This is a genomic window from Paenibacillus phytorum (assembly GCF_013141715.1).
Taxonomy (GTDB): Bacteria; Bacillota; Bacilli; order Paenibacillales; family NBRC-103111; genus Paenibacillus_E; species Paenibacillus_E phytorum.
This window is the reverse complement of the sequence record NZ_WHOA01000023.1, coordinates 36,865-63,287: the sequence shown is the minus strand read 5'-3', so window position 1 is coordinate 63,287 and position 26,423 is coordinate 36,865. Positions and strand designations below refer to the sequence as shown.

At 45.9% G+C, this 26,423-nt stretch carries 25 protein-coding genes; 10 read left to right on the top strand and 15 right to left on the bottom strand.

The genetic code is table 11. From position 1 onward, the window contains the following. Positions 1 to 120: 120 nt before the first annotated feature. From GC098_RS03390 to GC098_RS03370, 5 genes are all read right to left on the bottom strand, one after another. Entirely contained in the window at positions 121 to 1,107 is a 987-nt protein-coding gene (locus GC098_RS03390; RefSeq protein WP_171640972.1) for an ABC transporter permease, read from the bottom strand. A gap of 1 nt (position 1,108) precedes the next feature. After that, the gene (locus GC098_RS03385) at positions 1,109 to 2,617 is read right to left on the bottom strand and encodes a sugar ABC transporter ATP-binding protein (protein WP_171641189.1); all 1,509 of its coding nucleotides are present in this window, start codon (positions 2,615 to 2,617) and stop codon (positions 1,109 to 1,111) included. Positions 2,618 to 2,686: 69 nt separating this feature from the next. Beyond that, positions 2,687 to 3,781: a sugar ABC transporter substrate-binding protein gene (locus GC098_RS03380; RefSeq protein WP_171640970.1), complete on the bottom strand. Its 1,095-nt coding sequence runs from the start codon at positions 3,779 to 3,781 to the stop codon at positions 2,687 to 2,689. 268 nt (positions 3,782 to 4,049) lie between these two features. After that, positions 4,050 to 4,697 (bottom strand): ribonuclease H, encoded by a 648-nt coding sequence (rnhA, locus tag GC098_RS03375; protein ID WP_171640968.1) that lies wholly within the window; start codon positions 4,695 to 4,697, stop codon positions 4,050 to 4,052. A 1-nt stretch (position 4,698) separates the two neighbouring features. Further along, the gene (locus GC098_RS03370; protein ID WP_171640966.1) at positions 4,699 to 5,196 is read right to left on the bottom strand and encodes a hypothetical protein; all 498 of its coding nucleotides are present in this window, start codon (positions 5,194 to 5,196) and stop codon (positions 4,699 to 4,701) included. Between the two features lie 159 nt (positions 5,197 to 5,355). Here GC098_RS03370 and GC098_RS03365 point away from each other — a divergent pair, with 159 nt between their 5' ends. Continuing rightward, positions 5,356 to 5,595, top strand: coding sequence for an alpha/beta-type small acid-soluble spore protein (locus tag GC098_RS03365; RefSeq protein WP_029194830.1), 240 nt, complete (start codon positions 5,356 to 5,358; stop codon positions 5,593 to 5,595). A 193-nt stretch (positions 5,596 to 5,788) separates the two neighbouring features. On the opposite strand, the gene GC098_RS03360 is transcribed toward GC098_RS03365, so the two are convergent. The 6 genes from GC098_RS03360 to GC098_RS03335 form a co-directional block, all read right to left on the bottom strand. After that, positions 5,789 to 6,949 carry a trans-sulfuration enzyme family protein gene (locus tag GC098_RS03360; protein ID WP_171640964.1) on the bottom strand — a complete coding sequence of 387 codons (1,161 nt, stop codon included), beginning with the start codon at positions 6,947 to 6,949 and terminating at the stop codon, positions 5,789 to 5,791. 31 nt (positions 6,950 to 6,980) lie between these two features. Then, complete coding sequence (locus tag GC098_RS03355) at positions 6,981 to 7,814, bottom strand: carbohydrate ABC transporter permease (protein WP_171640962.1); 834 nt, start codon at positions 7,812 to 7,814, stop codon at positions 6,981 to 6,983. Positions 7,815 to 7,816: 2 nt separating this feature from the next. After that, the gene (locus GC098_RS03350) at positions 7,817 to 8,698 is read right to left on the bottom strand and encodes a carbohydrate ABC transporter permease (RefSeq protein WP_171640960.1); all 882 of its coding nucleotides are present in this window, start codon (positions 8,696 to 8,698) and stop codon (positions 7,817 to 7,819) included. Between the two features lie 69 nt (positions 8,699 to 8,767). Next, positions 8,768 to 10,123: an ABC transporter substrate-binding protein gene (locus GC098_RS03345; protein ID WP_246321196.1), complete on the bottom strand. Its 1,356-nt coding sequence runs from the start codon at positions 10,121 to 10,123 to the stop codon at positions 8,768 to 8,770. Positions 10,124 to 10,242: 119 nt separating this feature from the next. Beyond that, positions 10,243 to 10,920: a FadR/GntR family transcriptional regulator gene (locus GC098_RS03340; RefSeq protein WP_171640958.1), complete on the bottom strand. Its 678-nt coding sequence runs from the start codon at positions 10,918 to 10,920 to the stop codon at positions 10,243 to 10,245. A gap of 528 nt (positions 10,921 to 11,448) precedes the next feature. Then, a complete protein-coding gene (locus GC098_RS03335) occupies positions 11,449 to 12,447 on the bottom strand; it encodes an ABC transporter substrate-binding protein (RefSeq protein WP_171640956.1) in 999 nt (332 codons plus the stop codon). Positions 12,448 to 12,627: 180 nt separating this feature from the next. Here GC098_RS03335 and GC098_RS03330 point away from each other — a divergent pair, with 180 nt between their 5' ends. The 3 genes from GC098_RS03330 to GC098_RS03320 are packed head-to-tail and all read left to right on the top strand — an operon-like array spanning position 12,628 to position 15,551. After that, positions 12,628 to 13,659 carry a FecCD family ABC transporter permease gene (locus GC098_RS03330; RefSeq protein WP_171640954.1) on the top strand — a complete coding sequence of 344 codons (1,032 nt, stop codon included), beginning with the start codon at positions 12,628 to 12,630 and terminating at the stop codon, positions 13,657 to 13,659. After that, positions 13,656 to 14,705 carry a FecCD family ABC transporter permease gene (locus GC098_RS03325; protein WP_171640952.1) on the top strand — a complete coding sequence of 350 codons (1,050 nt, stop codon included), beginning with the start codon at positions 13,656 to 13,658 and terminating at the stop codon, positions 14,703 to 14,705. The genes GC098_RS03330 and GC098_RS03325 overlap by 4 nt, the downstream gene beginning before the upstream one ends. A 33-nt stretch (positions 14,706 to 14,738) precedes the next feature. Next, on the top strand, positions 14,739 to 15,551 hold the full coding sequence (locus GC098_RS03320; protein ID WP_171640950.1) for an ABC transporter ATP-binding protein: 813 nt from the start codon (positions 14,739 to 14,741) through the stop codon (positions 15,549 to 15,551). 56 nt (positions 15,552 to 15,607) lie between these two features. On the opposite strand, the gene GC098_RS03315 is transcribed toward GC098_RS03320, so the two are convergent. Continuing rightward, positions 15,608 to 15,976 carry an O-methyltransferase gene (locus GC098_RS03315; RefSeq protein WP_171640948.1) on the bottom strand — a complete coding sequence of 123 codons (369 nt, stop codon included), beginning with the start codon at positions 15,974 to 15,976 and terminating at the stop codon, positions 15,608 to 15,610. A 283-nt stretch (positions 15,977 to 16,259) separates the two neighbouring features. Between GC098_RS03315 and GC098_RS03310 the strand changes: the two genes are divergently transcribed. Continuing rightward, on the top strand, positions 16,260 to 17,519 hold the full coding sequence (locus GC098_RS03310) for a methyl-accepting chemotaxis protein (RefSeq protein WP_171640946.1): 1,260 nt from the start codon (positions 16,260 to 16,262) through the stop codon (positions 17,517 to 17,519). Between the two features lie 55 nt (positions 17,520 to 17,574). Here the strand turns inward: GC098_RS03310 and GC098_RS03305 are convergent, their stop codons facing one another. Further along, on the bottom strand, positions 17,575 to 19,383 hold the full coding sequence (locus tag GC098_RS03305; protein ID WP_171640944.1) for a M3 family oligoendopeptidase: 1,809 nt from the start codon (positions 19,381 to 19,383) through the stop codon (positions 17,575 to 17,577). A 156-nt stretch (positions 19,384 to 19,539) separates the two neighbouring features. Here GC098_RS03305 and GC098_RS03300 point away from each other — a divergent pair, with 156 nt between their 5' ends. The 3 genes from GC098_RS03300 to GC098_RS03290 are packed head-to-tail and all read left to right on the top strand — an operon-like array spanning position 19,540 to position 21,086. Further along, positions 19,540 to 19,704 (top strand): YycC family protein, encoded by a 165-nt coding sequence (locus GC098_RS03300; RefSeq protein WP_082562639.1) that lies wholly within the window; start codon positions 19,540 to 19,542, stop codon positions 19,702 to 19,704. 3 nt (positions 19,705 to 19,707) lie between these two features. Continuing rightward, positions 19,708 to 19,941, top strand: a complete 234-nt coding sequence (locus GC098_RS03295) for a hypothetical protein (protein ID WP_082562640.1) — start codon at positions 19,708 to 19,710, stop codon at positions 19,939 to 19,941. Continuing rightward, complete coding sequence (locus GC098_RS03290; RefSeq protein WP_246358398.1) at positions 19,938 to 21,086, top strand: diguanylate cyclase; 1,149 nt, start codon at positions 19,938 to 19,940, stop codon at positions 21,084 to 21,086. Before GC098_RS03295 ends, GC098_RS03290 begins: the two co-directional genes overlap by 4 nt. 68 nt (positions 21,087 to 21,154) lie before the next feature. On the opposite strand, the gene GC098_RS03285 is transcribed toward GC098_RS03290, so the two are convergent. Further along, a complete protein-coding gene (locus GC098_RS03285) occupies positions 21,155 to 21,859 on the bottom strand; it encodes a DUF2225 domain-containing protein (protein WP_171640940.1) in 705 nt (234 codons plus the stop codon). Positions 21,860 to 21,901: 42 nt separating this feature from the next. Further along, positions 21,902 to 22,294, bottom strand: a complete 393-nt coding sequence (locus GC098_RS03280; RefSeq protein WP_171640938.1) for a globin domain-containing protein — start codon at positions 22,292 to 22,294, stop codon at positions 21,902 to 21,904. A gap of 281 nt (positions 22,295 to 22,575) precedes the next feature. On the opposite strand from GC098_RS03280, the gene spoVV reads away from it, so the two are divergent. Further along, a complete protein-coding gene (gene spoVV / locus GC098_RS03275) occupies positions 22,576 to 23,814 on the top strand; it encodes a dipicolinic acid transporter SpoVV (RefSeq protein WP_171640936.1) in 1,239 nt (412 codons plus the stop codon). Then, positions 23,789 to 26,416 (top strand): alpha-glucan family phosphorylase, encoded by a 2,628-nt coding sequence (glgP, locus tag GC098_RS03270; protein WP_246358397.1) that lies wholly within the window; start codon positions 23,789 to 23,791, stop codon positions 26,414 to 26,416. Before spoVV ends, glgP begins: the two co-directional genes overlap by 26 nt. Positions 26,417 to 26,423 lie beyond the last annotated feature (7 nt).

Genomic DNA, 26,423 nt, shown 5'->3' with positions numbered 1-26,423 from the left:
TCTCAATTCCTCCTAGATTTCATTTCTTTTAAGAAAATAATGAATCTATCATACCACACTTCTCGTAAAATTTCTGCCTTTAGTGTGATAACGCGTCAATGTGACACTAAACTCACTATATTAGGCTTTGCGTCGATTCAAATGAACGAAAGTAATGGCCAATGCCAGCACCAGCACTCCGCCTTTGACAATATCAAATCCGAAATAAGGCACATTCAGCATCGTAAGTCCATTGAGCAATACGCCAATCAATACAGCACCAAAGAAAGTCCCAATAACATTAGGCTTCCCTGCACCCAGCACGGAATACCCGACGAACACCGAGGCAACAGCTTCCATCAGAAGCGGAGCACCGGCATCAATCTGTCCGGAACCGACACGAGAAGCATACAGAATACCTCCGAACGCTGCGAAAATACCGGACAACACATAGGCCGCTAAGCGTATTTTGTTAACAGAAATCCCAGAGAGACGTGCTGCCTCCCGATTACCTCCTGTAATGTAAAGCTGGCGCCCCCATCGAGTGTACGTCAGAAAGACATGCACAGCAATAACAGCCACAATCATAAGAATAACAGGCACAGGGACTCCAAGAAGCTTGCCTTGTCCGATCCAGAGAAACTCTGGCGCAAACTTCCCTTTGGCCACCGTGCCGTCTTGGAATCTCATATTATTATAGATGGAAAAGCCTTTCGTATACGTTTTTTGCACACCACCGATGATGTACATTACCGCTAAAGTAGCAAGTAAATCCGGAATGCGAATTTTTACGATGAGCCATGAATTTATGAGACCGATGATAGCTCCAATAACAAGAGGAACGAGGATGACCAGTATTAATGGCTGTTGATACCAAACCATCAAAGCCGCAGCAGCCACCGTTGATAATGAAACCGTTGACCCCACTGATAAATCAAAGCCGTCTACAATCTGCGATAACGTGACCCCAATAGCGACAAACATCACTATCGATATCGACCTTAAGATGTCCGCGATATTGTCATAAGTCATAAAATTCTCATTAATGATAGAAAAGACGATAACCACCAGCGCTATGATGAACAAAGCACCGTATTTAAATGTAAAATCCAAGCTTCTTTCCTTCATGCTATTCAGCCTCCCCCGCACTCGCATACGTTAAAATGAGATCCTGTGTCGCTTCCGCGCGGGAGAGCTCCTTCACCACAGAACCATAGCTCATTACTAAAATGCGATCGGCAATTCCTATAATTTCATTCAGCTCGCAGGATAAATAAATAATGCCTTTGCCTTCCGACGCCAATTGACCTATTAAGCGGAAAATATCGCTTTTCGCGCCAACATCGACCCCTTTGGTCGGCTCGTCAAACATATAGACATCGGCATTCGTCGGCAGCCATTTGCCTACGGCCACCTTCTGCTGGTTGCCGCCGCTTAGATGCTTCACCACGCGATTCGGATCGCTGGGCTGCACGCCCAGCTGCTTCACCATCTTCGCCGCGTGCACATTCTCTGCGCCGCGCTGCACGAAGCCGAGCGAGCTCAGCTTGCGCAGTATCGGAAGCGACAGATTGTGCTTCACGGTCTCCTCCACGAGGACGCCCTGCTTGCGGCGCTCCTCGGGCACGAGCGCGATGCCGGCGCGCACGGCATCCTTCGGCTGGTGCAGCGCGAGCTTGCGCCCGGCGAGCCACACATCGCCGCCGTCCGCGGCGTCGGCGCCGAAGATCAGCCGGCTCAGCTCCGTCTTGCCGGCGCCGACCAACCCCACGACGCCGAGGATTTCACCTCGGCGGAGGGTAAAGCTAACGCCGCGCACCTTGGTGCCGCGGCGCAGCCCCTTCACCTCGAGGAGGGTATCGCCGATAGGAACATCGGCTTTGGGGAACTCCTCGGTGAAGGTCTTGCCCAGCATCGCCTCAATGACCCCGGCGACGTCCATGTCTGCGGCCGCCTGCGTGAGCACGTGGCGGCCGTCGCGCATAATCGTGATCCGGTCAGCGACACGGAACACTTCTTGCAAGCGGTGGGAGATGAAGATAATCCCCACCCCTTCGCGCTTCAGGCTGTCCATGATCTGGAACAGCCGCTCTGACTCCTCCAGACTAAGCGGTGCTGTCGGCTCGTCGAAGATGATGATCTTGGCCTTGTGCGCCATCGCTCTAGCGATAAGAACGAGCTGCTTCTGTGAGATGCTCAGCTCGTCCACCTTGCTGCGAACAGAGAACGCAGCCCCGATCTTTGCTAGAATCGCTTCGGCTTCCCGATGCAGCTTTCTCCAACTGACCCAAGCCCCGCCTTGAACCATTTTATCCATCATGACGTTTTCGGTTACCGTAAGCCCAGCTACTAAGGCTGTGTCAACTTCTTGATAGACGCAATAGATGCCTTGGTTCATTGCTTCCTTAGGCGTCTGTATGTTGAGAGACTGGCCGTTTATAGAAATTTGCCCCGTATCATGGGTATAAGCGCCTGATAAAATCTTCATCAAGGTACTCTTTCCAGCACCGTTAGCCCCGAGCAAGGCATGAATTTCTCTGTTTTGCAGGTCAAAATCAACCTCTTGCAGCGCCTTCACGCCGGGGAACGATTTGGTGATGCCTCTCATATGCAGCAAAGATCCATTGTTTTCCGACATCATCATTCACCTCTCATCTCAATCTGAAAGTCCCATCGCATAATGACGATGGGACCGCAATGGATTACATTATTTTTTTTCTGCAGCTTTCAACCAGTCCGTATAGCCTTGTTGGCTTCCGCCCCAGCCTTTGACGTATTCGCTAAGCTGTGTTGTATTTACTTGCTTGTCCTTCGGTAGTTGGTCTCTGGATACATAAACAGGCTCCAATACCACTTTCTCAGGCGTTTGATCACCATGCAGCTTTTGATACAAGTAACGCACTTGCACGCGACCGATATCCTTCGGATCTACGGCTGCTGATGCCACCCATGGGCTTTTCGGATCTTGCAGCAATTGCAAGTCTTCATCGCTCAGGTCAATCCCGTACACTTTAATTTCTGTACGACCTGCTTGTTGAATCGCACGAGACGCGCCTTTCGCGAACTCATCCCAAGCTGTCCATACCGCCGTGATATCACCTTTGTTCGGGTATTTCTTCAGAATCGCTTCCATTTGCGTTTGTGTATCTAGCGCAGGATCTTTGGCTGTACCGAATGCAGCCACTTCCTTAATGTCTGGATATTTCTTTTGGAAAGCTTGGTAGGCCAATTGTCTGCGTTCCATCGGTGCAAAGCCGGCTACCCATACTTTCACAATGTTCCCTTTACCGCCTGCATCCTTCGCAAGCTGCTCTAGTGTAGCTTCAGCCATCTTCTGATCGCCTTGCTCTAAGGACGTAACGCCCGGAACAGTAAGAATCGAATCGAAACTTACAACTGGAATTTTCTTTTCTAGTGCTTTCTTCACGCCTGCTTCCAACGCTTCAGCTGTTCCGTGATCGATGAGAATACCATCGAATTTCTGATTAATCGCTGCATCCAGATTGGATGACATTTTCGCCAGATCCGTATCAGCAACGAATACCGTTACCTTACCGCCAAGCTTCTCTACTTGATCCTTCACACCTTCTACATACTGAGATGAGAATGTACCTGTATTGAATTGCATCACGAGTGCAATTTTCTTTCCGCTTAAATCTGCTGCTTTAGCTGCATCAGTCGCTTTCGCGCTTGCTGCAGGTGTTGTCGTTGCGCTGCTGCTCTCTTTTTGTCCGCAGGCCGCAAGCAAGCTTCCTACTAAAGCCAAGATGATGAATAAACCGCCTAATTTCGTTCTTTTCATGAGTTACCCTCCCGATCTAATGCTCTTCTCTATTTCCTATCAACTCTATCGATTTATTATGCCGAGTAATTTAATAGGAATTACTGTATATTAGCATTGGGAGGATTTCCCGTCAATACATTTGAAGATATTTTCTCTTACATTTCGACTTTTTTTACCACATAAGAAAGTATAAGCTTTCGGTTCCCGAAAACCGCTTTCTTATTGGCGATAAAACCTACCTCTAAACGCGGTCGCTCATCCTTGAATAGCCTCGATAGAGGTTTTCTCATTTCCTACCGAAATCAGCCTTAATTTCTCCCCATTTCCGCGTATCCCACTTCATAATTTTATTCGTATAGGTGTTCGTTTTGAGCCATTTCAACGCCCGATCAACTAATGTCCAAATTTCTTCTGTGGAAGCATCCCTAACTAGATTAGTGGAAACCTCCTTTTTACGTATCCAGCTCAAAGCTGTGACTGAGTCGGTATAAATAGTTTTATTACTACCTTGCTTCTGCAGATAAGCGAGCCCGTGAACGATCGCAAGAAACTCACCCAAATTATTCGTCCCTTTGGAAATAGGGCCTTGATAGAAAATAATCTCGCCCGTCTTCGTGTCGACACCTTTATATTCAACAATTCCTGGATTCCCGGAACAGCCAACATCGACGGAGATACTGTTATAGTCGACTTCAGGAGTCGTCTCAGGGGTAGCTGTCTTGCCCGTAGAAGTTGCAGCTGCCCCCCCTTTTCCAGAGAAATTCAGCGACTTCTGCCATCCCTTCTCCAGTGCCTGTCGCGCTTCCAGCTCTGATTCATACGATTTAAATCTAGCTTGCGGATAACCTTTGGTCTGCGCCTGACAATCTGCCCACGTACGGTAGATCCCTGGTTGATGTCCCACCCAAACAACATAATATTTCACTGCTGCCATCTTATTCACTCCGTAATTGTTGATGTATTTGATGTACAAGATCTTCGACAACTTTCACTGTATCACCGAAATAAGGCCGGTAGTCCAAGTCTTTAATAAAAGCTAGATATTTTTCGCCTACCACCAAAACCTTCTTGCTGTACTCCAAGCTGGGGATCATATGCGTTTCAAGCTCGCGGTACGTTCCATTAGAGCGCTCTTCAACGGATGCGAGTTCCACTTGTTCATCCGCCAAATGACGGACAACGAACGAAAAACCTCTGCATTCCGGATCTCCGCAGCCGCATACAAAGAACGGCATTCGCTCCCATTGATCCGCTGGCGCAAAACGATTAGGTGCGGTATCATGCAGGGCACTATACAAAAACGCAGGAAGCCCCACATCTACACACAGTGGCTCTTCAATAATGATACTATCGTCCACCGCCATGAGGACATCTGCCTGAATAATTTGTAAATCCTTATCTAGGGACCAGCCCTTTATGGATATATCAAACATAACTCCTGCCTCCGCTCTCCCATTTATTCGGTTTTCTCATTATAGCAAAGACTGTGCATTCCTGCTTTTAAGGTTTTTCTTGTGGTGAAAATTTCCAGTTTAGGGTATGAGTATAATTCCTAAAAATGATTATACTACCATTACTGGAGGTGATATCAGATGGCATCAGGACAATCTCGTAGCAGCAACCAACTAGTTGTTCCACAAGCTACACAAGCTCTAGACCAATTGAAGTATGAAGTTGCTCAAGAATTGGGCATCCAAATTCCTCAAGACGGTTACTATGGCTACATGGCTTCTCGTGATACAGGAGCAATAGGTGGTAACATCACTCGTCGTCTCGTACAAATTGCTGAACAGCAACTTGCTGGCGGCGCAGCCGGTAAATTCAGCAGATAACAGTTTCCCCTATACTTACGTTTAATAAGGGCTTTCTTTCGAGTAGCAACCTACTTGGAAGAAAGCCCTTCTATTTTTATGCTAACAAATAAATAAAGGAAGCCCATGCACAAGTGCATAGGCCTCTTACAGATCCGTATAGGCAAGTTGTCGCATACGGTTCCACCGAGATTATCCCCTCGGGGGATTATGTTCATAGTAAAGTAGCCGCAGCCGCATCGTCTATATCCCGAATCAGATCCTGAGGATCCTCAAGGCCCACGTAAAGGCGGACAATGTGCCGCTCGGTATCTCCGCTCCGCACCACATTTACGTTGACTAGACTTTCAAATCCGCCCCAGCTAACGCCAATTTTGAAATACTGGAGCTTCGTCGCCCAAGCCTTCAGCCTCTCCAACGGTTCGAATGATTCGAACGAGAATAAGCTGCTGAACCCTATTAGCTGCTGAAGCGCCAATTCATGTTGAGGGTGCGTAGGGAGTCCTGGATGGTGGACTTTAACGGCGTAAGGTTGTTTGCTAATATGCTCGGCTACGAGCATCCCACTGCGCTGATGGCGTTCCATTCTAAGCGGAAGTGTCCGCAATCCGCGCATCACTAGCGCCGCTGTTTGTGGTGTCATGATCCCACCGAACAGCATATACTCCGAATTGCTAAGTCGAGTCATGAGTTCCATTGAACCGATGACAACCCCGCCTAAGCAATCACTATGTCCGGATATATATTTCGTTATAGAATGGACTACCAGATCAATACCTAGCGTAATCGGCAATAGGTGACATGGTGTAGCCCATGTGTTGTCGATGATGGTCTTGATTCCCTTGCTCGCGGCAAGCTGAGCACACGAACGTAAGTCTTGAAGCTCGAACGTCATTGTTGTCGGACTTTCCAGATACATCAACTTCGTATTAGGCTTGATGGCTTCTTCCCAATTGCTGAGTTCGGTCCCGTCAACGAAAGTCGTCTCTATACCGAACTTGACTAAGTATGATCCAAGAAACTCTCGTGTTGGACCGTAAGCGTGATTCACGCAGACGATATGATCGCCTTGCTGGACAACAGAAAGAACTGCCGCTGTAATGGCGGCCATCCCCGAAGCGAAGCACTTCGCGTCTTCGCCGCCTTCCATTTCGGCTAGCTTCTCCTCCAGATTGCGAACGGTCGGATTGTTGCCGCGCGAATAAACGTGATGCCCTAACACATTTTGCATCGCCAGATCGAATTGCTCGTGAGTTTCAAAGGCGAATAAACTATTTTGATAGACGGGGACGTTAATCGCCCCATGGTGTCGAGTATCGTACGGGTCATGCGCAGCCTTGGTGTAAAGCGAATCCCCCGATTGATCTTTATTCATAGATGTTTCTCTCCGATCCGAAATTTGCTGCTTAGCCTTTCACTGCGCCTTGCGTGAGGCCTTCTACGATAAAACGCTGCGCGAACGCGAACAGAAAGACGGTTGGAATGACGGACAAGACGGTGCCTGCCGACATAGCGCCCCAATCGACGTCATATTTGAGAATAAGTGAGTTCAATGCCACAGGCATCGTCTTCAATGCGTCGTGATCGATGAACATGACCGCCATAAACAACTCGTTCCAGTTCTGCACGAATGCGAAAATAAAAGTCGATGCGATCCCTGGCATCATGATTGGCACGATAATTCGGATTAGGGCAACGAGCCGCGAGCAACCGTCGATCATTGCCGCCTCTTCCAGACTGGCAGGAATGCGTTGAAAGAAGCCCCGTAAAATAATGGTCGAGAATGGTATTAACCCTACCGTGTACATGAGTACGAGAGCGATTCTGGAATTAATTAAATCCAATTGCGTCATCATGAGGTAAAGTGGTCCGAGCGAAATGAATCCTGGCAGCATCTGTGTCGCGAAAAACGCCAACATAATTTGCCGATGTCCGCGAAATTGAAAACGGGCAAGGACATAAGCGCTCAAGACGGAGATCACAATTACAATTAGTGCTGATGAGATAGCTACCAACAAGCTATTACCGATGTAGACATGAAATTTGGATATTTTAAAGATGTTGATATAATTGTCGAACGTAATATTCGTCGGCCAATATTTTAGCGGATAAGTGAAAATCTCGTTCTGGGGTTTTAATGAAGTAATCAAAATCCAATATAGCGGGAACACCATGATCACTAGATGAAGCGCTAGAAAAAACACCTTGAATGGACCTATGAATTGTAAGCGCGTCTTCATGGTTAGAAATCCCCCATCTTTTCAGATTTGGTTACGGATAAGTAGAACAACGTGTAAAGCAATAGAAGCACGATCATGACAACCCCGATGGCGGATGCCGCGCCGTAATCACCAGCATAAATGATTTTATCCAGCATTAATGATGATAAAATGTGTGTACTTCCTGCTGGTCCACCGTTCGTCATGCCGTAAATGATCGTAGGATCATTAAAGATCCAGATGACACGAAGGAGAGTAGTCGTAATGATCGTTGGTAAAATGTAGGGCAGCGTAACGCTAAGCAGCTTACGCGCCTCGCTCGCTCCATCCATCTCGGCTGCTTCATACAGCTCGGAAGGCACGGATTGCAGCGCTGCAAGCAGCATAATGGCGAAAAATGCGATGCCGTACCATACGTTCGCGATAATGACGGAGATCATTGCCCATTTAGGATCCGACAAGAACCCTATCCGCGTTTCGATTATACCGGTCTTGAGCAAAAGATCGTTGATGACGCCGATTTGTGAATTGAACATCCACTTCCAAATCATCCCGATCAAGAACCCCGAAAGCGCCCAAGAGTAAAACACTAAACCTTGGTAAATCCCTCTACCCCGGAATTTTTTATTCATTAATAGCGCAAGCGTCAGCCCAATGAGAAATTGAAATACTAAGGAAAAAAACACCCAGTACGCACTGTTCGTCAATGCAGTCAGAAACTTCGGATCCGTGAATGCATCCCGAAAATTTTGCAGACCGACAAAATGAACATTTCTAAGATCGAACAGTTTGTATTCTTGAAACGCCATAATGCCGCCCTTTAGGAACGGATAATATGTGAAAATAAGGACCAGTAATAGAGCGGGGAGCAAACCAAATAAGATGAACGGCTGCCGACTCTTCATTAGATGCACCACCTCATATAGAAAAATGGTAATGGGCAGCGAATCGCCACCCATTACGAAGGTTAAACGCTATTTCTTCTTCGACTTTTGATCCATCCAATAAGCGTCCCATTTCTTCAGAACGTCTACGACAGTGAACTTACCGAGTAAATATGCTTGGCCAGACTCCATGCTCGCTTGATTCCATTGACCCGTGCCTGGATATTGGAACGGCGGCTTGTAGTTCATGAATACGTCCGGCTTGTTGGACATATCCAGCAACGTTTTGTAAGGACCTGTTTTGAAGTACTCATCGTTTGCCGCTGTTGTGTGAATCGGTACTAAGCCGTACTTTTTACCAAACTCAGTATTCTGCTCAGGATTGGACAAGAAGGCGATCAACTTGAAGGCCGCTTCTTTGTTCTTGGATTGGGATGCGATACCCCAGCCAGCTCCACCTGCTTGAATGAGAGCCTTGCCGCTTGGTCCCGTTGGCATCGGTGCCGTTGCCCATTGTTCCGGCTTCATTTTCTCCTGAATGGTTTGAATGACGTCCGGATCTTGCAGCAGCATGCCTGTTACACCTGAGGTGAAAGCTTGTACCTGCTCTTGGAAGCCCCAGTTAACAGCATCCGAAGGCGAAGCTTCTTTATAAATTTTCATATACAATTCAATGGCTTCCTTAGCTTCTGGTGAAGAGTAAATCGTATTGCCGCTCTTTAAGAACTGCGCATCTTCCAAATTCACCTGATCCCCGTTATAAGCGAGTACCATCTGGTCAGTGATGCCTGCAGACCCCATACCGCCTCGGAATGAGAACCCGTACCGGTTCTTAGCAGGATCAGTTAGCTTCTTGCCCGTTTCATATAGTTCTTGGTAAGAAACCGGCGGTTTCAAGCCTTTCTCTTCGAACCAGTCTTTGCGGTAGAACAATTGACGCTGGTACAAGCCATTTGGAATGAAATAAAGTTTATTGTTATTCGTTGCAATCGACTTAGCCACAGCAGTTACTGTACCGAAGTCTTTCCAAGTACCCGTGTAAGTATCGAGCGGATCAATGTACCCGTTGTTCACATACTCCGCGATGTTCAAATCTCTTACTTCTAGAACGTCCAGTTCTTGTTTAGCTGCAAGCATTGTTCTGATCTTATTATCCGCTTGATCGAACGGAGGCGAGATGAGATCGACCTTAATTGTCGGATTCTCTTTCTCGAATTGGGAAATCATCGCTTTGAGAATGTCGGTCCGTTTCGGGCTCGTCAAGCTCTCGATCATATGAACGGTAACCACTTTACCAGAACTTGCTCCGGCACCCGCTTGATCGCTATTGCCTTTCGCATCACTTTTTGCAGTGTCCGTATTGCTGCCGCAAGCTGCGAGCAACCCCATTAGCATCGTAGATGCAACTACTGTTGGCCATACTTTACGCATTTGTTTTCCCCACATAAGAAGATACCCCTCCTCGGTTGCGATTAGATTATGATGTATCATCCAGTCATCCTGTCTGATAGGTTGATCATAATTGATACCGCTTTCTCCGTCAAGTAAAAAAATCGACAATTTTTTTAATAGGTTTTGATCAGTTTCTCGATAATATCCATCATTTGATGAAACTCGCTTGTCGCTCTTTCTGGATCATGTTGGGAAATCCCCTCGTAAATCGTATGATGGAAAGGATAGGTCTCGTCAAATAAGCGCTTCTCTCCAAGCGGATCGTTGAAAAACTTTTGATAAAGGCCGCTCATGGAGTTAATGACGCTTTCCAGGATCGGATTACCTGAAGATTTAATAATGTGTTGGTGAAAAGCAAGGTCGATTTGCGAGGTATCTTTCCCGCTATCTTTCAGCCTTTTATATTCTTGTAAGATTTTTTCCAACTCTTTCAATTGATTAGCATTGATATTGCGTGCGGATAGCTCCACCGCCTTGCCTTCGAGTGCACGACGCACATCAAGAATGGAAAGTAAGAACTTCTTCTCATTCTCCACCTTCACTTTGCCGGTGAAACGAAACGTATCAACATCGCGCACAAAAATACCCTTGCCGTTCTCTACACGAACAATATCAACGGCTTCCAAATAGCGCAGAGCTTCCCGCAAGGACGAACGACCAACACCAAACATCGCGGTTAGTTCTCCGGCGGAAGGCAGCTTGTCTCCCTCTTTCAAAGCATGTTCCTCAATATATCGTTGAATTTCTTGTGCTACTAGTTCATGAACATTGTATTTCTGAATTTTGTGCATCGATTTTTCCCCTTATCTTCGAACCTGTGTACCTATCAGACAGGTGAATCATAGTATGAATTCTATGAAGTTGTCAAGATGTGTGAACAAAGTCTTTATATTAGAATATTTGCATTCGTGTGGTAACTGGTGCACAAATAATTGGTAACCTCTCGGTCAACTCAAAACTTATAAATTCTGGCGTTTCAAAATAAACGGCTTGCACCGTCCTTCAGCGCCATTTCGGCTACTCAAACGCACAAAACCTCAAAGCTCACAGCTTTAAGCGCCATTTCGGCGCTCTCAGCTCTACAACAAATGCTTATCCGTGTAAATTTGTACACTGTACAACTTGCCTTTCTAATTCACCAATTCAGCTCCTACTTTGCGAATTTCGCAGCAAGCCTGCTAGTTCCTCCATTGGAAAAATCCAATGGAACTATGAAATTCGTTCTGAATACCGATTCGAATATCCCAGAATGTCAATAGGCCAAAAAGGGGCTGTCCCCAAGTTAGATTTTATCTACTTTTGGGACAACCCCCGTCGTTTTAAGGCTTCACTTGATATAAATTATACAAATCATCCAGCATAATGTTAGCCGCTTTGACACCGCCGGCTGTATTCCAAGTCGCATCATTCACTTTGATTAGCTTATTTTCTTTTACCACTTTAAGATTTTTCCAGAGCGGGTCATTCATCCATTCCTGCTCTTGCTTGGTCCCTTTGCCATCACCGGTCTCATAGGTAAAATAAAACACTTTATCCGCAGCATCAAGCTCTGTTAGACGCTCCTTGGTAATATCTTCGAACGATTTCTCATCACTCTTAGCATCCGAACGAACCATACCGATTTGTTTAAAAATAACACCCGTGAACATATTGCCGTAGTAGAATCTGGTTTTACCACCCATAAAACGAACGACAGCCACTTTCTCTTTCAGCTTATCGCCTGCTTTGCTTTTGAAATCTTCAATGCGCTTATCGAAAGCTGCGATGATTTTATCGCCTTCGGCTTTCTTATTTAACGTATCGGCATATAAGCTGAAGTTACTTTTCCACTCACCGCGCAGTGTCTCCGAGTAGACCGTTGGAGCAATGGCCTTTAATTGATCGTAGACTTTCTCATGACGCATCTTATTGCCAATGATTAAGTCGGGTTTAAGCGATGCAATCAACTCCAAATTCGGCTGTGATTCACCACCGACTGTCGTCACACCCTGCATATCAGCTTTAATATGATCAAACCATGGGTTTCCATAATAAGACTCAACCGCACCAACCGGTTTAATGCCTAACGCGAGAAGTGCTTCCGTTCCTTCATTGGTCAAAATGACAACACGCTTAGGATTCGCCGGTACAGCCGTTTCTCCCATGGCATGTTTAATGGTTCGAGGACTATCCGCCTTCGCTGATTCTTGAGGTGCTGCAGATGCCGAAGGCTGTGAACTTGGCTTATCTCCACAAGCCGTCAAAACAACGGACAAAACAAACATAAGTGCAATAAGAGCCCAAGCTCTCCCTTGTTGACGATTTCTTTTTACAAACATATAAATGAGTTCCCTCCATGCAGTCAATTGATGATAACGATTATCATTATCTATCACATAGTACTAAATGTATCACCTGCCTGTCAATGTATATTGATAATGATTATCATATTCGTTGACTTCACTAGTCAGACTCATTAAAATAAATGAAGCAGCATTTAAGGAAGCAGGCACTCATTCATGAACAATTTAAGTTATTCAAGCAAAGAACGTCTCCACCATTTCTATAAAAGTATTGGATTGCTCGCAGCTTGCTGCTTGTTGGCTGCGATGATGCTCAGCAGCGTCATGTTCGGACTACATACGTATTCATGGGATCAAATTGTGACCTCCTTTGCACAAGCAGCCAAACCAACAAACGAGACTATCATCATCCAAACCGTACGCATCCCAAGAGCCTTAATTGCCGCACTAGTAGGAGGAAGCTTGGCTGTTGCAGGCGCTCTTATGCAAGCTATTACACGGAATCCGCTGGCTTCTCCAAGTATGTTCGGCATTAATTCAGGCGCTGCCTTTGCCATTGTGTTATCCGTTGGATTTTTTAATGTTTCCAGCCTTACACAGTTTACATGGATTGCATTTCTCGGTGCTGCATTCAGCTCTGCCCTTGTCTATGGACTGGGTTCCTTAGGACGCGATGGCTTAACACCTATGAAAATTACACTCGCGGGCTCAGCAATGACGGCATTTTTCGCTTCGCTAACCCAGGGTATTTTGCTTGGAAACGGTAAAGCGTTTGACCAAGTCTTATACTGGCTTGTCGGATCTGTCGAAGGACGAACTATGGCCATGCTCCAATCCGTTTACCCTTATATCCTAATCGCTTGGATTGGCGCTATACTTCTATCGCCGCACATCAACATATTATCTATGGGGGATGATGTAGCCAAAGGGCTTGGACAACGCACCGTATACGTGAAATTCATTACCGCAGTTGTGATTGTCATTCTTGCCGGAGGCTCTGTTGCTGTTGCCGGTCCGATTGTTTTCGTAGGGATTATCATTCCGCATATCGTTCGCTTTCTTGTTGGAATCGATTATCGCTGGGTCATTCCGTATTGTGCGGTTCTAGGCGGCATTCTTTTAGTTGGAGCTGACATTATAGCTCGTTTCATTGTTATGCCTAAGGAAGTTCATGTCGGTGTAGCGACAGCCATTCTCGGAGTACCCTTTTTCATCTATATCGCTCGTAAAGGCGGACTTCTGAAATGAGTCATTCCCATCGTTATGTCACCATTCGAAAAAAAGGCTTCTCTTATCTGATCAGTAAGAAATCTCTGATTGTTTCTCTTTTTCTACTCCTTGCCGTCATCATCGTGATGATTCTGAGTACAGGAATAGGAAGCGTCTATATCAAACCTGCTGAGGTCGTTCGCGCTGTTTTTGGTTACGGGACTGATCCTAACACGATGATCGTCAGGACTTTGCGTCTACCTAGAGTCATTGTTGCTGTCTTGATTGGTGCATCGCTTGGTGTAGCCGGAGCCATCCTGCAGGGCATTGTACGAAATCCGCTAACCTCGCCGGATACGATTGGCACAACGGGTGGAGCTACGCTAGGAGCTGTTTCATTTTTCTTTTTTTTCTCGGATAAAATCAGTATTCATTGGCTGCCAGTTGCAGCTATTATTGGCGCTTTTGCTGCTACATTACTGGTCTATTCACTCTCATGGAAAAATGGGATCACTCCTCTGCGGCTTGTCCTAATTGGTACGGGACTCACAGCTGCGATGAGCGCACTCTCCTATCTCATGCTGCTTTCCGGACCGATTATTCTGGCTAATCAATCTCTGACTTTTATGACTGGCAGTATTTACGGAGTTTCCTGGAAAAAAGCGGTTTACCCGCTCTTACCTTGGGTCGTGTTATTAATTCCCATCATCTTCTTGTATGCGCGGCACATTACCATACAGTCCTTAGGTGAAGATATCGCCCGTAGTGTTGGAAGCAACGTCCAACGTCAACGCTTCTTATTGATCATCCTTAGCGTAGCACTATCAGGGGCTGCAGTCGCTTTCGGTGGTGCGATCAATTTCATTGGTCTCATGGCTCCGCACATTTCCCGAAAGCTCGTAGGACCTAGCTTCGGCGCGCTTATCCCTGTGTCCGCGTTGACAGGTTCCCTGCTTTTGCTGTTAGCTGATTTAGCAGGACGCTTCTTGTTCAAACCGCTCGATATTCCGGCAGGTGTCTTCACAGCAGCTATCGGCGCCCCTATCTTCATCTATGTGCTATATCGCAGTAGAAATCGCGGTTAACAACAGCGGTTTTACTTAAAGGAGAATAGACCTATGCCCACCTTGGAAAAGGCACTAGAAGCACAATCGCTTCAGTTAACATATGGAGAGACAACGATCTTCCACAGCTTGAATTTACAAATACCTAAAGGCAAAATTACCGTATTTATTGGCAGCAATGGCTGTGGGAAATCTACACTTCTACGTTCCCTTGCTAGACTGCTGAAGCCGAAATCAGGCGCAATCCTACTGGATAGCACGGAAATCGCCAAACTCTCCACAAAAGAGGTAGCCCGGAAAATGGCTATCCTCCCACAAGGACCTTCCGCGCCCGAAGGGCTCACCGTACGACAGCTCGTGAAGCAAGGACGCTACCCTTATCAAAGTTGGCTGCAGCAGTGGTCGTCGGAAGATGAGAGCAAAGTGATGCATGCCCTCCAGCTTACGAATATGCTTACCTACGCGGATCGCAGTGTGGATTCCTTATCTGGCGGGCAGCGCCAAAGAGCTTGGATCGCCATGACACTGGCTCAGGACACCCCTACACTGCTCCTCGATGAGCCCACTACCTATCTGGACTTAACCCATCAGATTGAGGTGCTGGATTTACTCTTCGAGCTGAATGAGAACGAACAACGCACGATCGTGATGGTGCTGCATGACATCAATCTGGCCTGCCGTTATGCCCATCACATCGTAGCCATTAAGGATAGTTCTGTGTATGCAGAGGGTAAACCAGAAGACATCGTGAACGAGCAGCTGCTACTAGATGTGTTCGATATGAAATGCAGCGTTGCGCCTGACCCTATCTTCCGCACACCCATGTGTATCCCTTACGGAAAGGGCCGCATTCTTCCCCATAAATAATGAACAACCCCGGTCATCTACGTGACCGGGGTTGTTTGCGATAAAAGGTATAAGTGCTAAATTGTTCTTGCAAAATTAGCCATATTGTAATTACTTTCGAACATAATACTTGCAGACACCAGATTTTGCCTAATTGTGAAATCGAACAAAATTTCACCATGGGTCCAGCTTTTCTTCCGTTTCAAGGATTCAATAGCCATCTGCCGAAAGGATTGATACTGCTGCTCCGTCAAACCTTTGGTCGTGGTTGCAGGCAATACACCGTCTTTACTCTCAAATGGAAGGTGCTTAATGCCGAATTTACCAATTTCATTGTTGCGAATGTGAACAAAAACAGTACCGGAATTCACATGAGATAATTCTTCTTTGATCTTTCTAAACACCAAATCGATTTGTCTAGCGAGTGGCATTTGATCCAAATTCATTACTTTCCTCCTTAAGTTTTATTTTTTTACTTATTATGTAATTTATGCGACTGTAGACCTATTATACTCACACCTTTTACATAATTCAACAGTTTATTTACATTATTCACACAATTCTTACTATTTTTTATGTAACGTTAATATTATTCCCATTTCAGTTGTAAGAAACGAACGATATTTGTCGAAATGATGTAGAATATTTCCAGATTCAATGTTATAATTTGCAAACACACATCATGGATTCCAACACAAATAAACAAATTTCGCAGAGGAGTCGGTCGGATTGGATAAAGTATCATCCTTATCGTTCAGAAAGAAACTACAACTTGGTTGTTATGCACTTATTGGTTTGAACTCAATCTTCATGCTGATTGTTACATTTGCCTCAGATTGGAATCGCTTACTTGGCATCATATTCCTACTTATTATTCTTGGAGGCAGTTACCCGTTTATTCGATGGTTCGAGAATCAGCTAACGGAACCCATTGCTGATTTATCCCGAATAGCGCTCAACATTTCCAAAGGAGACTTCTCTCAAAAAGTAACCGTAACCTCAGATGATACACTTGGACAGCTTGGTCAATCTTTTAACAAAATGATAGATAAACTACGCGAAATTCTTCGCGACACAGGAACAATTTCGAAGCAGGTTTTTCAAACAAGCCGCGATATTTATGTTAAAAATGAAAGCTTCCGTACAGTCCTAGAACAAGTAAGTATTTCGGCCCATGAGCTGGCCTCGGGTGCCGGGCAAATTTCAGAAGAAGTTTCTGGTGTTTCGATCACCTCCAAAGACATTGAAGTCAGAATCGTCAATTATGCCGGTTCTGCGAAAGAAATGAAAGATCGTTCGGATCAGATGATGACCCTTGTAGAAAAAGGACGCACGTCCGTTGAAAGTCAAGGCATCGGTATGAAACGAAATGTAGAAGTTACACAGCAGGTGTCTGATACAATCGACATGCTGGCTCGTCAAGCCGAAGGCATCAGCAGCGTTACTCGTTCCATTTCCGAGATTGCTGAGCAAACGAACCTCTTGTCCCTCAACGCTTCCATCGAAGCTGCTAGAGCTGGCGAACATGGCCGTGGCTTTGCAGTCGTCGCTCAGGAAGTGCGCAAGCTAGCTGAAGAGTCAACCTCTCTTACACGTGAAGTATTCGGTTTCGTGAAAAGCATCGAGCAAGGCATTCAAGAAGCCATTCGCAGCATTCAAGTGAACGAAGATGTCGTAAAGAAACAAACCGTGTTAATCGAGCAAACCGAAATTGTTTTCGCTGAGATCGTCGGAAGCGTGGGCTTTATTTCGGAAGAAATTACCCGCTTCGCGGAAGAAAGCGAGCAAATGCTGACAAGCTCCGAACAAATCGCTGCAGCGATGGAGAACATATCGGCGATCACGGAGGAATCAGCGGCTGGTACGCAAGAAGTTTCTGCTTCTATGAATGAGCAGATCGCTACGGTACAAGGGATCGTGACACAAGCCGAAGAGATGACGCGTGTAGTCACACAATTACAACAGACGATTCAGATTTTCAAACTATAAGCTTTTATTGCACAAAAAAGGCTTTCCCACTTCGATCGTGGGAAAGCCTTTTGTTTTATACTTGGACTTTAGCTTCTGTCAGTTCCATGAACTGCTTCACATCTTGAGCTGCCATATCGACTGCGCTTTGCCAGAAATCCGGCTCTGTCAGATCAACGCCGAGATGCTTCTGAGCAAGCTCCTCCACGTTCATGCTGCCTGTGTCTCTAAGCAAGGAGATGTACTTTTCTTCAAAGGCTGCGCCTTCCTGCACCGCTCTCGCGTAAATACCTGCACTAAACAGGTAACCGAACGTGTAAGGGAAATTATAAAAAGGTACATCCGTCGCATAGAAATGCAGCTTAGCCGCCCAGAAATGCGGGTGATAGCTACTTAAAGCATCTTTGTAAGCAAGCTTCTGTGCATCCACCATGAGCTCATTCAAGCGCTCAACGCTAACTAAACCTTGACTTCGTGCTTCGTAAAAGTTTGTCTCGAAGATGAATCTCGCATGGATATTCATGAAGAAAGCGATCGCGCGTTGGATTTTATCCTCGAGTAAAATGATGCGTTCTTCATCTGTTGAGGCACTCTTCACAACTGCGTCCGCTACAATCATTTCAGCGAAGGTAGAGGCTGTCTCAGCGACGTTCATCGCGTACTCCTGTGCTAACGCAGGCATATCCGTCATAACATGCTGATGGTAGCCATGACCTAGCTCATGTGCTAGTGTAGAAACATTGTTTAGCGTTCCGCCATAGGTCATGAAGATACGCGTCTCTCCCGCTATCGGGAAAGATGTACAAAAGCCCCCAGGTCGCTTCCCTGCTCGATCCTCAGCTTCGATCCAGCGCTTCTCAAAGGCTTCTTCCGAAAAGGCTGCCAGCTTCGGACTGAACTGTTTAAATTGATCGATAATTAGACTAGCACCATCGTCATAAGAAATTTTCTTCGATGAATCGCCCAGTGGAGCATCCACGTCAACCCAAGCCAACTTATCAACGCCAAGCAGTTTCGCTTTACGGTTCAAATAAGCAACGAAAATATCTTTGTTCCGGTCGATCACTTCCCACATGACATTCAACGTTTTCTCTTCCATACGATTGATAGCAAGCGGCTCTTTATGTATACTTTTCCAACCTCTGTATTTATAAACCTGAAGACGGAAACCTGCTAAATGGTTTAATGCTTCGGCGCAATATTCCTCTTTATCCGTCCATGCTTGTTCCCATTTTTCAAACAGATCCAGTCGTTCTTCACGATTCTCTGTATGCAGTTTATTAAACGCTTGACCAGCGGATAGCTCCACCTGTTCACCGTCAACCTCCACAGGCATACGGAATTGACCAACGGTCGTATTGTACAGATCTCCCCACCCATGATAGCCATCTACGGCCAAATCATTAATTAAGGCTTCCTGCTCAGGCGGCAACTTCTCTTGGGCTAAGGCACGTCGCTCATGGAGCGGAAAAGCAATGGCTTTGAACGGCTCTTTCTGCAGTAGAGCTGACCATACATCATCTGGGATCCCCGTCAGAACTTGATCAAAATGGGTGAGCGAAGACAAATGCTCTGCAAACAAGCTTTTGACCTGTCCGCTAAGTACAGGCGCTTTCTTATCCTTCTGATTATCCGCTAACAAGCAGCCTACGAAAGAATCCGCCTCATGGATATGCTTCAAATTATGCTGAAACAATTCGATCAGTCTTTCTAGCGAAGCTGTATCTTCTGCCTGTTGTGGTGAAGGGGTATTTCGAACTTGTTCTTGAAAAGCAGCAATCGATGCTTGAAGCTCTTTCAGATGAGCTGCGAATGCAGGAGACTCGCTTCCCCCAGGAAAAAAGTTTTCTAAATTCCATGTTTGATTAAGAGGTAAATTAAGCAAAGCTATCACCTTTCCTTTCCATCTTTTATTAAATCATAAACGCCACCTGATCGCCAATAATACTCATCTTGCTCATTGCTTCTAGGTAAAAAGTATGATTCAATTAAAGGTAGTTCCCACACCATATATTCGGAACAGGATGGGTGATTTCAAATTATGAAACCGTTACAAATTTCTCCAGAAACGGCCGTTAAGCTAGCTGAACAACTTAAGGTGCCTTTAGAACATCTCATGCATATGCCACAACATATTTTACTGCAAAAATTAGCGGAGCTCGCTAAAGCTTCCTCTACGGAAAATAGCGATCCAGAATCGAAGTAAGCTTTGATCCCTTTCGCTAACACTTGGCCTTATGACATTATTATGAAGGACATTTATGTGGCCCAATGTCCCTTTTGCCATAGCCCCAATGTGCTGCTGCCGTTGAAAATACACGAACTGACATCCATTCACGAAGGTAAAAAAAAGCTGCTTGTGTTTCCTTGCTGCCATAATAAGTTGACGCTCGTCGACACAGATCGCGATTATTTATTGGCGGACACCGCAATACGCAAATGAATCGCAGCTTCCAAGCGCAAGGAGTAGAAAGAGTCAGTATGAATGAGTACCTCGTTCCTTTGACAAGCGCATGTACGTTAGTTACGTTAAATTACATGGCAATGAAAGTTCGCAGCAAGATGCTTATCGATTCTTATGAGCACTTGATTGCACCACTTCTCACCGGATTAGCCAGCATCATCATGATGCTGGTCCCCCTACCAGAGGTGTTTGTCCTGATTGATTTACGTTCTGTCCCTATCTTTATGGCAGGCTTGCGTTATGGACTGCCTGTTGCCCTGCTATCGACTGTATTACCTTCGAGCCTTACCCTCTTCACGCAAGGAAGCCATGCCTGGTTCATCATCGCACAAGAACTGCTTGTCCCAGCACTGATTAGCTCCTTGTTTCACAACAAAGAATACCGCAGCGGCTTCTTGGACATTCCTATTCGACATGGGCTCCAAATATGCTCATTCGTTTTCCTCCTTCGCTTACTCATACACGAGCTTCTAGAGAGCAACCTATCATGGCCATACGCCTTACATCAATTGTTTATGCTGGCCATCATGTCAGCTACTTTCATCATCATTATCGTCATGGTCAATGATGAGAATAAAAGTTGGCGGCTGCAGCGCCAGTTAGAACTGCAAGCCAATCAAGACAGCCTAACCAAACTACCGAATCTGCGCAGCTTTATGCCGATTGCTAGCAATGCCCTTCACAAACGCAGAGTATCCATCATGATGATTGATTTAGATAATTTCAAGCAATACAATGATCAGTTTGGACATCTAGAAGGTGATCAGCTGCTCCGCGAGATCAGCAGTGTTTTACGACACCATATCCATGAACAGGATTATTTGGCCAGATATGGGGGTGAAGAATTTATTCTTCTCAGCTCAGAGATTGATCCCCTACGGCTAAGCAAATATGCAGAGCAGCTATGCTCCATAGTCGCTGATACATTCCACCATAAGAACCTTACGGATTCTGCACCAATAACGATCTCAATAGGAATTTCAACCGCAGAGGAACCTCAGGCGGAACTGAAACGAATCATCTCTGAAGCGGATCATGCGCTTTATGAATCTAAGCATCGCGGTAAAAATCGTTCTACCCTTTACAAAAGAGTGCAATTAATCAATGAAAAAATGAACGCTTAACCATTCAAGGGATTGAAATCAACCCCAAGAATAGATAAGCGTTCATTTGATTAATACGGCAATATTCACTATGTAGCTTGTTTCATTTCGTCTGGCAGCTCCATACGAATAGCAAGCATATCTTCGCGGGTTGCTATCCATTGTTCACGACTTGCTCTAATCATACCAGCATCCATAATCTTGCGGTCATTAATAATGCGTGAAAACCATTTGACCGCCTCATTGAAGCGGCTTAATCTGCGATTGAGCTCTCCTATTAAGTACATGAGTCGGGCATTATTGAGATCCAAACCTTCTGTTTCATACACACTGACATATGCGTCCAAGGCAAACGTTAGGAAACGTTCCTCCTGCTCCCAGTCTCCTTTGAAACGATACAACCACGCCAAATGGTGTAGAAGACCTGCTATAACACGCGATTTCTCATCTCTAATCTGCGCGGTAAGAAGGGCCAACTTGTAACTCAGAAGCGTATCTTCCCAGGTTCTTTCTCCGCAATAATTGCGCATTGACAAGTTTTGAGCCACTCTCTCGTAAAAGACTTCCCTCTGCGTCGGTTTCCATTTATCCGAAAAGTTTTCCGTATGGGCATATCCGCAAAACGGACAGACCCTCACGACATAAAAGTCGGGGTTGATGTCTTTATAATGAACACAGAAATCCGTATCCGTTTTGCTAGCTTTCTTGAAACTCGGGCGAACCTTCATCGTTTTGTAGGAATTCTCGCAATATGTGCAATTCACTGAAATTTCATATAAAGGTTCAACCATCATTGAAACCCCGCCTTCACTAATGTTGTATGTAGGATAGAAGAACTATTCTCCTTCAGATGTGTTTATAAAATGATAGGCAGAGCCTTTAAGACGTTCAAGTAAAAAATCCCGTAAATCAGCCGGTAGTTCTACTTCTACCATGGCTTCCGACATACAGCTTAACCAGGCATCTGCACGTTCTACTGTAATCGGAAATGCCATATGTCTACCTCTCATCATCGGATGTCCATGCGTATCTGAATACAAGGTTGGACCACCAAAAAACTGACTTAAAAACATGAACTGTTTATCTATAACTGGTCCTATATCGGAAGGGAACAGAGGCGATAACAATGGATTCTGCTGAACTTTTGGATAAAAGGCTTCCACGAGTCGGCGTACCGTCTCCGCTCCCCCCATCAATTCGTACAACGTGCTGCGATCACTTTCTGACATTAGGGTAAACCTCGCTATTCATAATCACTTTAATAGTTTTCTAAATCCTCATCCCCTGCATGCATGAGCGTTTCTCGAATGACAAATACGAACATACATACAACCAAACCAGCAATGACACCTGTCATTTGAATCACTCCCGCTGCCTAGGATATAAGACTTTACTAGTTCTATTTTACCATAAAACCAGACCATGAACAGTACCAAAGTCTAAGTATTTTGGGACGGCATGTATGTCCCATCCCGTTCATATAGTTGAGTAGGAGGAGGTATCCAATCTCATGCGGAAACGAAATTTCACGGCTGCGTTACTCATGTCTTTTGTTGTTGTTGCCATTATTCTATGCTTACTTGCGTTCCCTCATGACGGTCTTCAAGCAGCCTTGCGCGGCGTTTCCATTTGGTGGGATGTGCTCTTTCCCGCACTTTTCCCTTTCTTCGTCATATCCGAAATTATGCTTGGCTTCGGTATCGTTCATTTCTTCGGTATGCTGCTAGATCCGATGATGCGTCCTGTCTTTCGTATCCCTGGCATCGGTGGCTTCGTAATGGCCATGGGCTTCGCTGCAGGTTACCCGGTCGGCGCTAAGTTGACCTCCCAGCTCTGGGAGCAGAAGCTTGTCAACCGGGAGGAAGGTGAACGACTCGTTGCGTTCACAACAAGCTCCGATCCGATTTTCTTAATCGGAGCCGTTTCGATAGGCTTCTTCCACGATGCTTCTTTGGCAATGGTCTTGGCTGTTGCTCATTACGGAGGATCCGTGCTTATAGGTTTAATGATGCGATTTCACGGCAGGAAGAGCCTGCCTACAGCGCAGGAGACTAAGAGCAAAGGCGGGGTCTGGAAGCGTGCTTTTGAAGCGATGCACAGCGCTCGAATCAACGACGGCAGATCCATAGGCACACTACTGAGTCAGTCCATTCTTCAGTCGCTCAGCTTGATTTTCGTAGTAGGTGGATTAGTTGTCTTCTTCTCTGTTGTTTTAGAAGTCTTAACAGCAGCTAAAGTCATGAATGCGATCTACCTGCTCATAGCCTCCATCCTGCAAATCACAGGACTCCCCCATGAGTTATCACAAGCAGTAATGAATGGTTTGTTTGAGGTGACACTCGGGGCGAAGGCTGCCGGGAATGCTCCAGCGTCGCTCGCGCTCTCCAGCAAAGTGGCTATCGGCGCTTTCATTTTGTCATGGGGCGGCATGTCCGTTCATGCTCAAATAGTTAGCCTATTAAGCCACACGAATCTGCGTTATTTGCCATTCGTCACCGCTCGCTTCATCCATGCCTTGCTCTCAGCTGCTATTGTTCTCGTTTTTTGGGAGCCTATGCAGATTTTTCGTGAAACCAAATCCGTTTTCTTACCTCAATATGATTCGGCTTCTCCTGTTCTTAGCTATTTAAGGCTTATGCTGCCAATTAGCGGAACGGTCTTCCTTGGTGCTATTTCTGTCATTGTCGGACTCTTTGCTGCATATTCCTTACTTAAACTGGTGTATGAAAAGGTTGGTGGAACAAGATAATATGGGTAATCACGATCATGATGATAAAGGGAGAGAACATCCAGATATGCAAGCATCCTTCCCCCAAGAAGCGAAACTTTTGCCTCCAACGATTGAGCGTTTAACTGAGTTAGCATTCAACTTATGGTTCAGTTGGAACCATGACGCCTTGCAGCTTTTTGCACAAATGGATCCTGCAAAGTGGGATCAATGTGGCCATAATCCTGTTCGTTTACTTCACCTGTTAGACAATTCACAGATCGAGGCCCTTAGCGGAAATCAAGATTTTGTAGCAAACTATCAACAAGTAATTGCCAAATTCGATGCTTATATGAACGGCACCACTTGGTTTCAGGAGAAGCATCCGGACCAGGGTCATGTACAAATTGCTTACTTCTCCGCGGAGTTCGGCTTTCATGAATCATTGCCGATTTATTCAGGAGGACTGGGAATCTTAGCAGGTGACCATACGAAATCTGCAAGTGATTTGGGTATCCCTTTGATCGGTGTTGGACTTCTTTATAAAAAAGGCTATTTCACGCAGAAAATTGATGCCTCCGGCGGTCAGCAAAGTGAACTATATCCGTATGACTTCACCAAGCTTCCGATCGAACCTGTCCTGCAAAATGGCCAGCAGCTCGTCGTTTCCATTGATATGCCTGGTCGCGCCATCACCCTACAGGTTTGGCGTGTGCGTGTCGGTCGTAATTCGATCTTTTTGCTGGATGCCGATCATGAAGCCAACAATCCAGCGGACAAAGAACTGACCGCTCAGCTGTATGGGGGCAATCAAGATACGCGGATTGCACAGGAAATGGTTCTTGGCATTGGGGGCGTCAAGGCGCTTCGGCGGCTTAACATCTACCCCAACGTGTACCACATTAACGAAGGGCATGCGGCTTTCCTCACGCTGGAGCGACTGAAGGAGCTTCTGCATCTAGGTCTTCCCTTTCATGTGGCGGTTGAAACCGTTCGCTCAGCCACTGTATTTACTACCCATACGCCTGTACCTGCGGGGCATGACACATTCTCCATCGAGATGGTGGAACACTATCTCGGGCCTCTCCTGAGTGAGCTGTCACGGCACAAACAGGACATTGTAGCATTAGGGCTCGATCACCATACGGGTCAATTCAATATGACCCATTTGGCTATGAATACAGCCGGACTGCGCAATGGGGTCAGTAAGCTCCACGGTCAAGTCTCCCGAGAAATGTTCAAAGAATTTCACGGTCATATCGATGCGAGCGAAGTTCCCATTAGTTCCATTACGAATGGTGTCCATCTGGATACATGGACAGCGCCGCAATGGAAAGAACTGCTTGATCGTTTCCTGCCTGGTTCATGGCGGGAAGAACAAGCTAATAAGCACCAGTGGGCGCAAATCGAGGTCATTCCAGACGAGTCCATCTGGAAAGTGCATCAACAACTGAAAGAAGATCTAGTTCGTTACGCCAGACGAAATTTGTTCGAGCAGCGCAAGCGCAATGGGGAAACAGAAGAGCGGATCGAGGAAGTCAGACAGTATTTGAATCCCAAGGCATTAACCATTGGATTTGCCAGAAGGTTTGCGACCTACAAGCGAGCTAATCTCATTTTTAATGATTTGTACCGGCTTAAGAAGATAATCAATGATCCCGAGAGACCTGTACAATTTATTTTTGCGGGCAAGGCTCACCCTGCAGATTACCCAGGTCAAGAGCTTATCCGTGAAATTTATCGCGTTTCGCAAATGAAAGAATTCGTCGGAAAAATCGTTATTCTCGAAAACTATGACATGAATATGGCCCGTTACCTCGTACAAGGGGTAGACGTATGGTTAAATAACCCCCGTAGACCTCTTGAGGCCAGTGGAACGAGCGGTCAAAAGGCCGCCATGAACGGGGTACTTAATTTTAGTGTACTCGATGGCTGGTGGGAGGAAGGCTACAACGGTGCGAACGGCTGGGCTATCGGTTCCACAGGAGCGGCTGACTGGGCTGCACAAGAGAAAGAAAACACACAAGCCATCTATCACATTTTAGAGAAAGAAATTATTCCACTGTACTACAATCAAGGAACACTCCCGCATCAATGGATCCGCCGCATGAAGCGCTCTATTCAATCGCTAAGCCCGGTCTATAACACGCATCGCATGGTGCAAGACTACACAGAGCTCACCTATTTGCCGACGTCTCAGCGAGCCCGACTCTTTGTTTCTAATCACTATGATGTTGCAACTAAGGTTGCCGATTACAAACAGTTCATCCGTTCAAACTGGTATCACGTCAAAATCATTGGCATCGATGATCGCTCTGCCAAATTATCTACGGAAGTGCCGTTAAACGAGATAAAGCCATCATCGAAGGAAATTACGACCCAAGTTCACTTCGGCCCCATATGGCCGCAAGATACGGCAGTAGAAGTCATTTATTACGAGGAAAATGGCGAAACATGGGAGCAAAAAATTATTCCAATGGAACCTATTGGCGAACTGATTGAACAGATGCAAAGCTATAAAGCGACCATTCCGTCCCATCTGATTCATGGGCCTCACTTCTCTATTCGCGTGCGCCCCATCTCATCTAACTTCGCACATTCCTTTGAACTTTCCTTAGTCACCAGTACATTATCGTGGCAGTAAATACGCG

Bases quoted from the DNA above. Each gene is read 5' to 3' on its own strand.
- GC098_RS03330 (WP_171640954.1), top strand. From the start codon at position 12,628: ATGAACAATTTAAGTTATTCAAGCAAAGAACGTCTCCACCATTTCTAT.
- GC098_RS03360 (WP_171640964.1), bottom strand. From the start codon at position 6,949: ATGAATAAAGATCAATCGGGGGATTCGCTTTACACCAAGGCTGCGCAT.
- GC098_RS03365 (WP_029194830.1), top strand. From the start codon at position 5,356: ATGGCATCAGGACAATCTCGTAGCAGCAACCAACTAGTTGTTCCACAA.
- GC098_RS03345 (WP_246321196.1), bottom strand. From the start codon at position 10,123: ATGTGGGGAAAACAAATGCGTAAAGTATGGCCAACAGTAGTTGCATCT.
- GC098_RS03355 (WP_171640962.1), bottom strand. From the start codon at position 7,814: ATGAAGACGCGCTTACAATTCATAGGTCCATTCAAGGTGTTTTTTCTA.
- glgP (WP_246358397.1), top strand. From the start codon at position 23,789: ATGAAAAGGTTGGTGGAACAAGATAATATGGGTAATCACGATCATGAT.
- GC098_RS03290 (WP_246358398.1), top strand. From the start codon at position 19,938: ATGAATCGCAGCTTCCAAGCGCAAGGAGTAGAAAGAGTCAGTATGAAT.
- GC098_RS03385 (WP_171641189.1), bottom strand. From the start codon at position 2,617: ATGTCGGAAAACAATGGATCTTTGCTGCATATGAGAGGCATCACCAAA.
- GC098_RS03300 (WP_082562639.1), top strand. From the start codon at position 19,540: ATGAAACCGTTACAAATTTCTCCAGAAACGGCCGTTAAGCTAGCTGAA.
- rnhA (WP_171640968.1), bottom strand. From the start codon at position 4,697: ATGGCAGCAGTGAAATATTATGTTGTTTGGGTGGGACATCAACCAGGG.
- GC098_RS03380 (WP_171640970.1), bottom strand. From the start codon at position 3,781: ATGAAAAGAACGAAATTAGGCGGTTTATTCATCATCTTGGCTTTAGTA.
- GC098_RS03285 (WP_171640940.1), bottom strand. From the start codon at position 21,859: ATGATGGTTGAACCTTTATATGAAATTTCAGTGAATTGCACATATTGC.
- GC098_RS03325 (WP_171640952.1), top strand. From the start codon at position 13,656: ATGAGTCATTCCCATCGTTATGTCACCATTCGAAAAAAAGGCTTCTCT.
- GC098_RS03280 (WP_171640938.1), bottom strand. From the start codon at position 22,294: ATGTCAGAAAGTGATCGCAGCACGTTGTACGAATTGATGGGGGGAGCG.
- GC098_RS03320 (WP_171640950.1), top strand. From the start codon at position 14,739: ATGCCCACCTTGGAAAAGGCACTAGAAGCACAATCGCTTCAGTTAACA.
- GC098_RS03390 (WP_171640972.1), bottom strand. From the start codon at position 1,107: ATGAAGGAAAGAAGCTTGGATTTTACATTTAAATACGGTGCTTTGTTC.
- GC098_RS03315 (WP_171640948.1), bottom strand. From the start codon at position 15,976: ATGAATTTGGATCAAATGCCACTCGCTAGACAAATCGATTTGGTGTTT.
- spoVV (WP_171640936.1), top strand. From the start codon at position 22,576: ATGCGGAAACGAAATTTCACGGCTGCGTTACTCATGTCTTTTGTTGTT.
- GC098_RS03370 (WP_171640966.1), bottom strand. From the start codon at position 5,196: ATGTTTGATATATCCATAAAGGGCTGGTCCCTAGATAAGGATTTACAA.
- GC098_RS03350 (WP_171640960.1), bottom strand. From the start codon at position 8,698: ATGAAGAGTCGGCAGCCGTTCATCTTATTTGGTTTGCTCCCCGCTCTA.
- GC098_RS03340 (WP_171640958.1), bottom strand. From the start codon at position 10,920: ATGCACAAAATTCAGAAATACAATGTTCATGAACTAGTAGCACAAGAA.
- GC098_RS03335 (WP_171640956.1), bottom strand. From the start codon at position 12,447: ATGTTTGTAAAAAGAAATCGTCAACAAGGGAGAGCTTGGGCTCTTATT.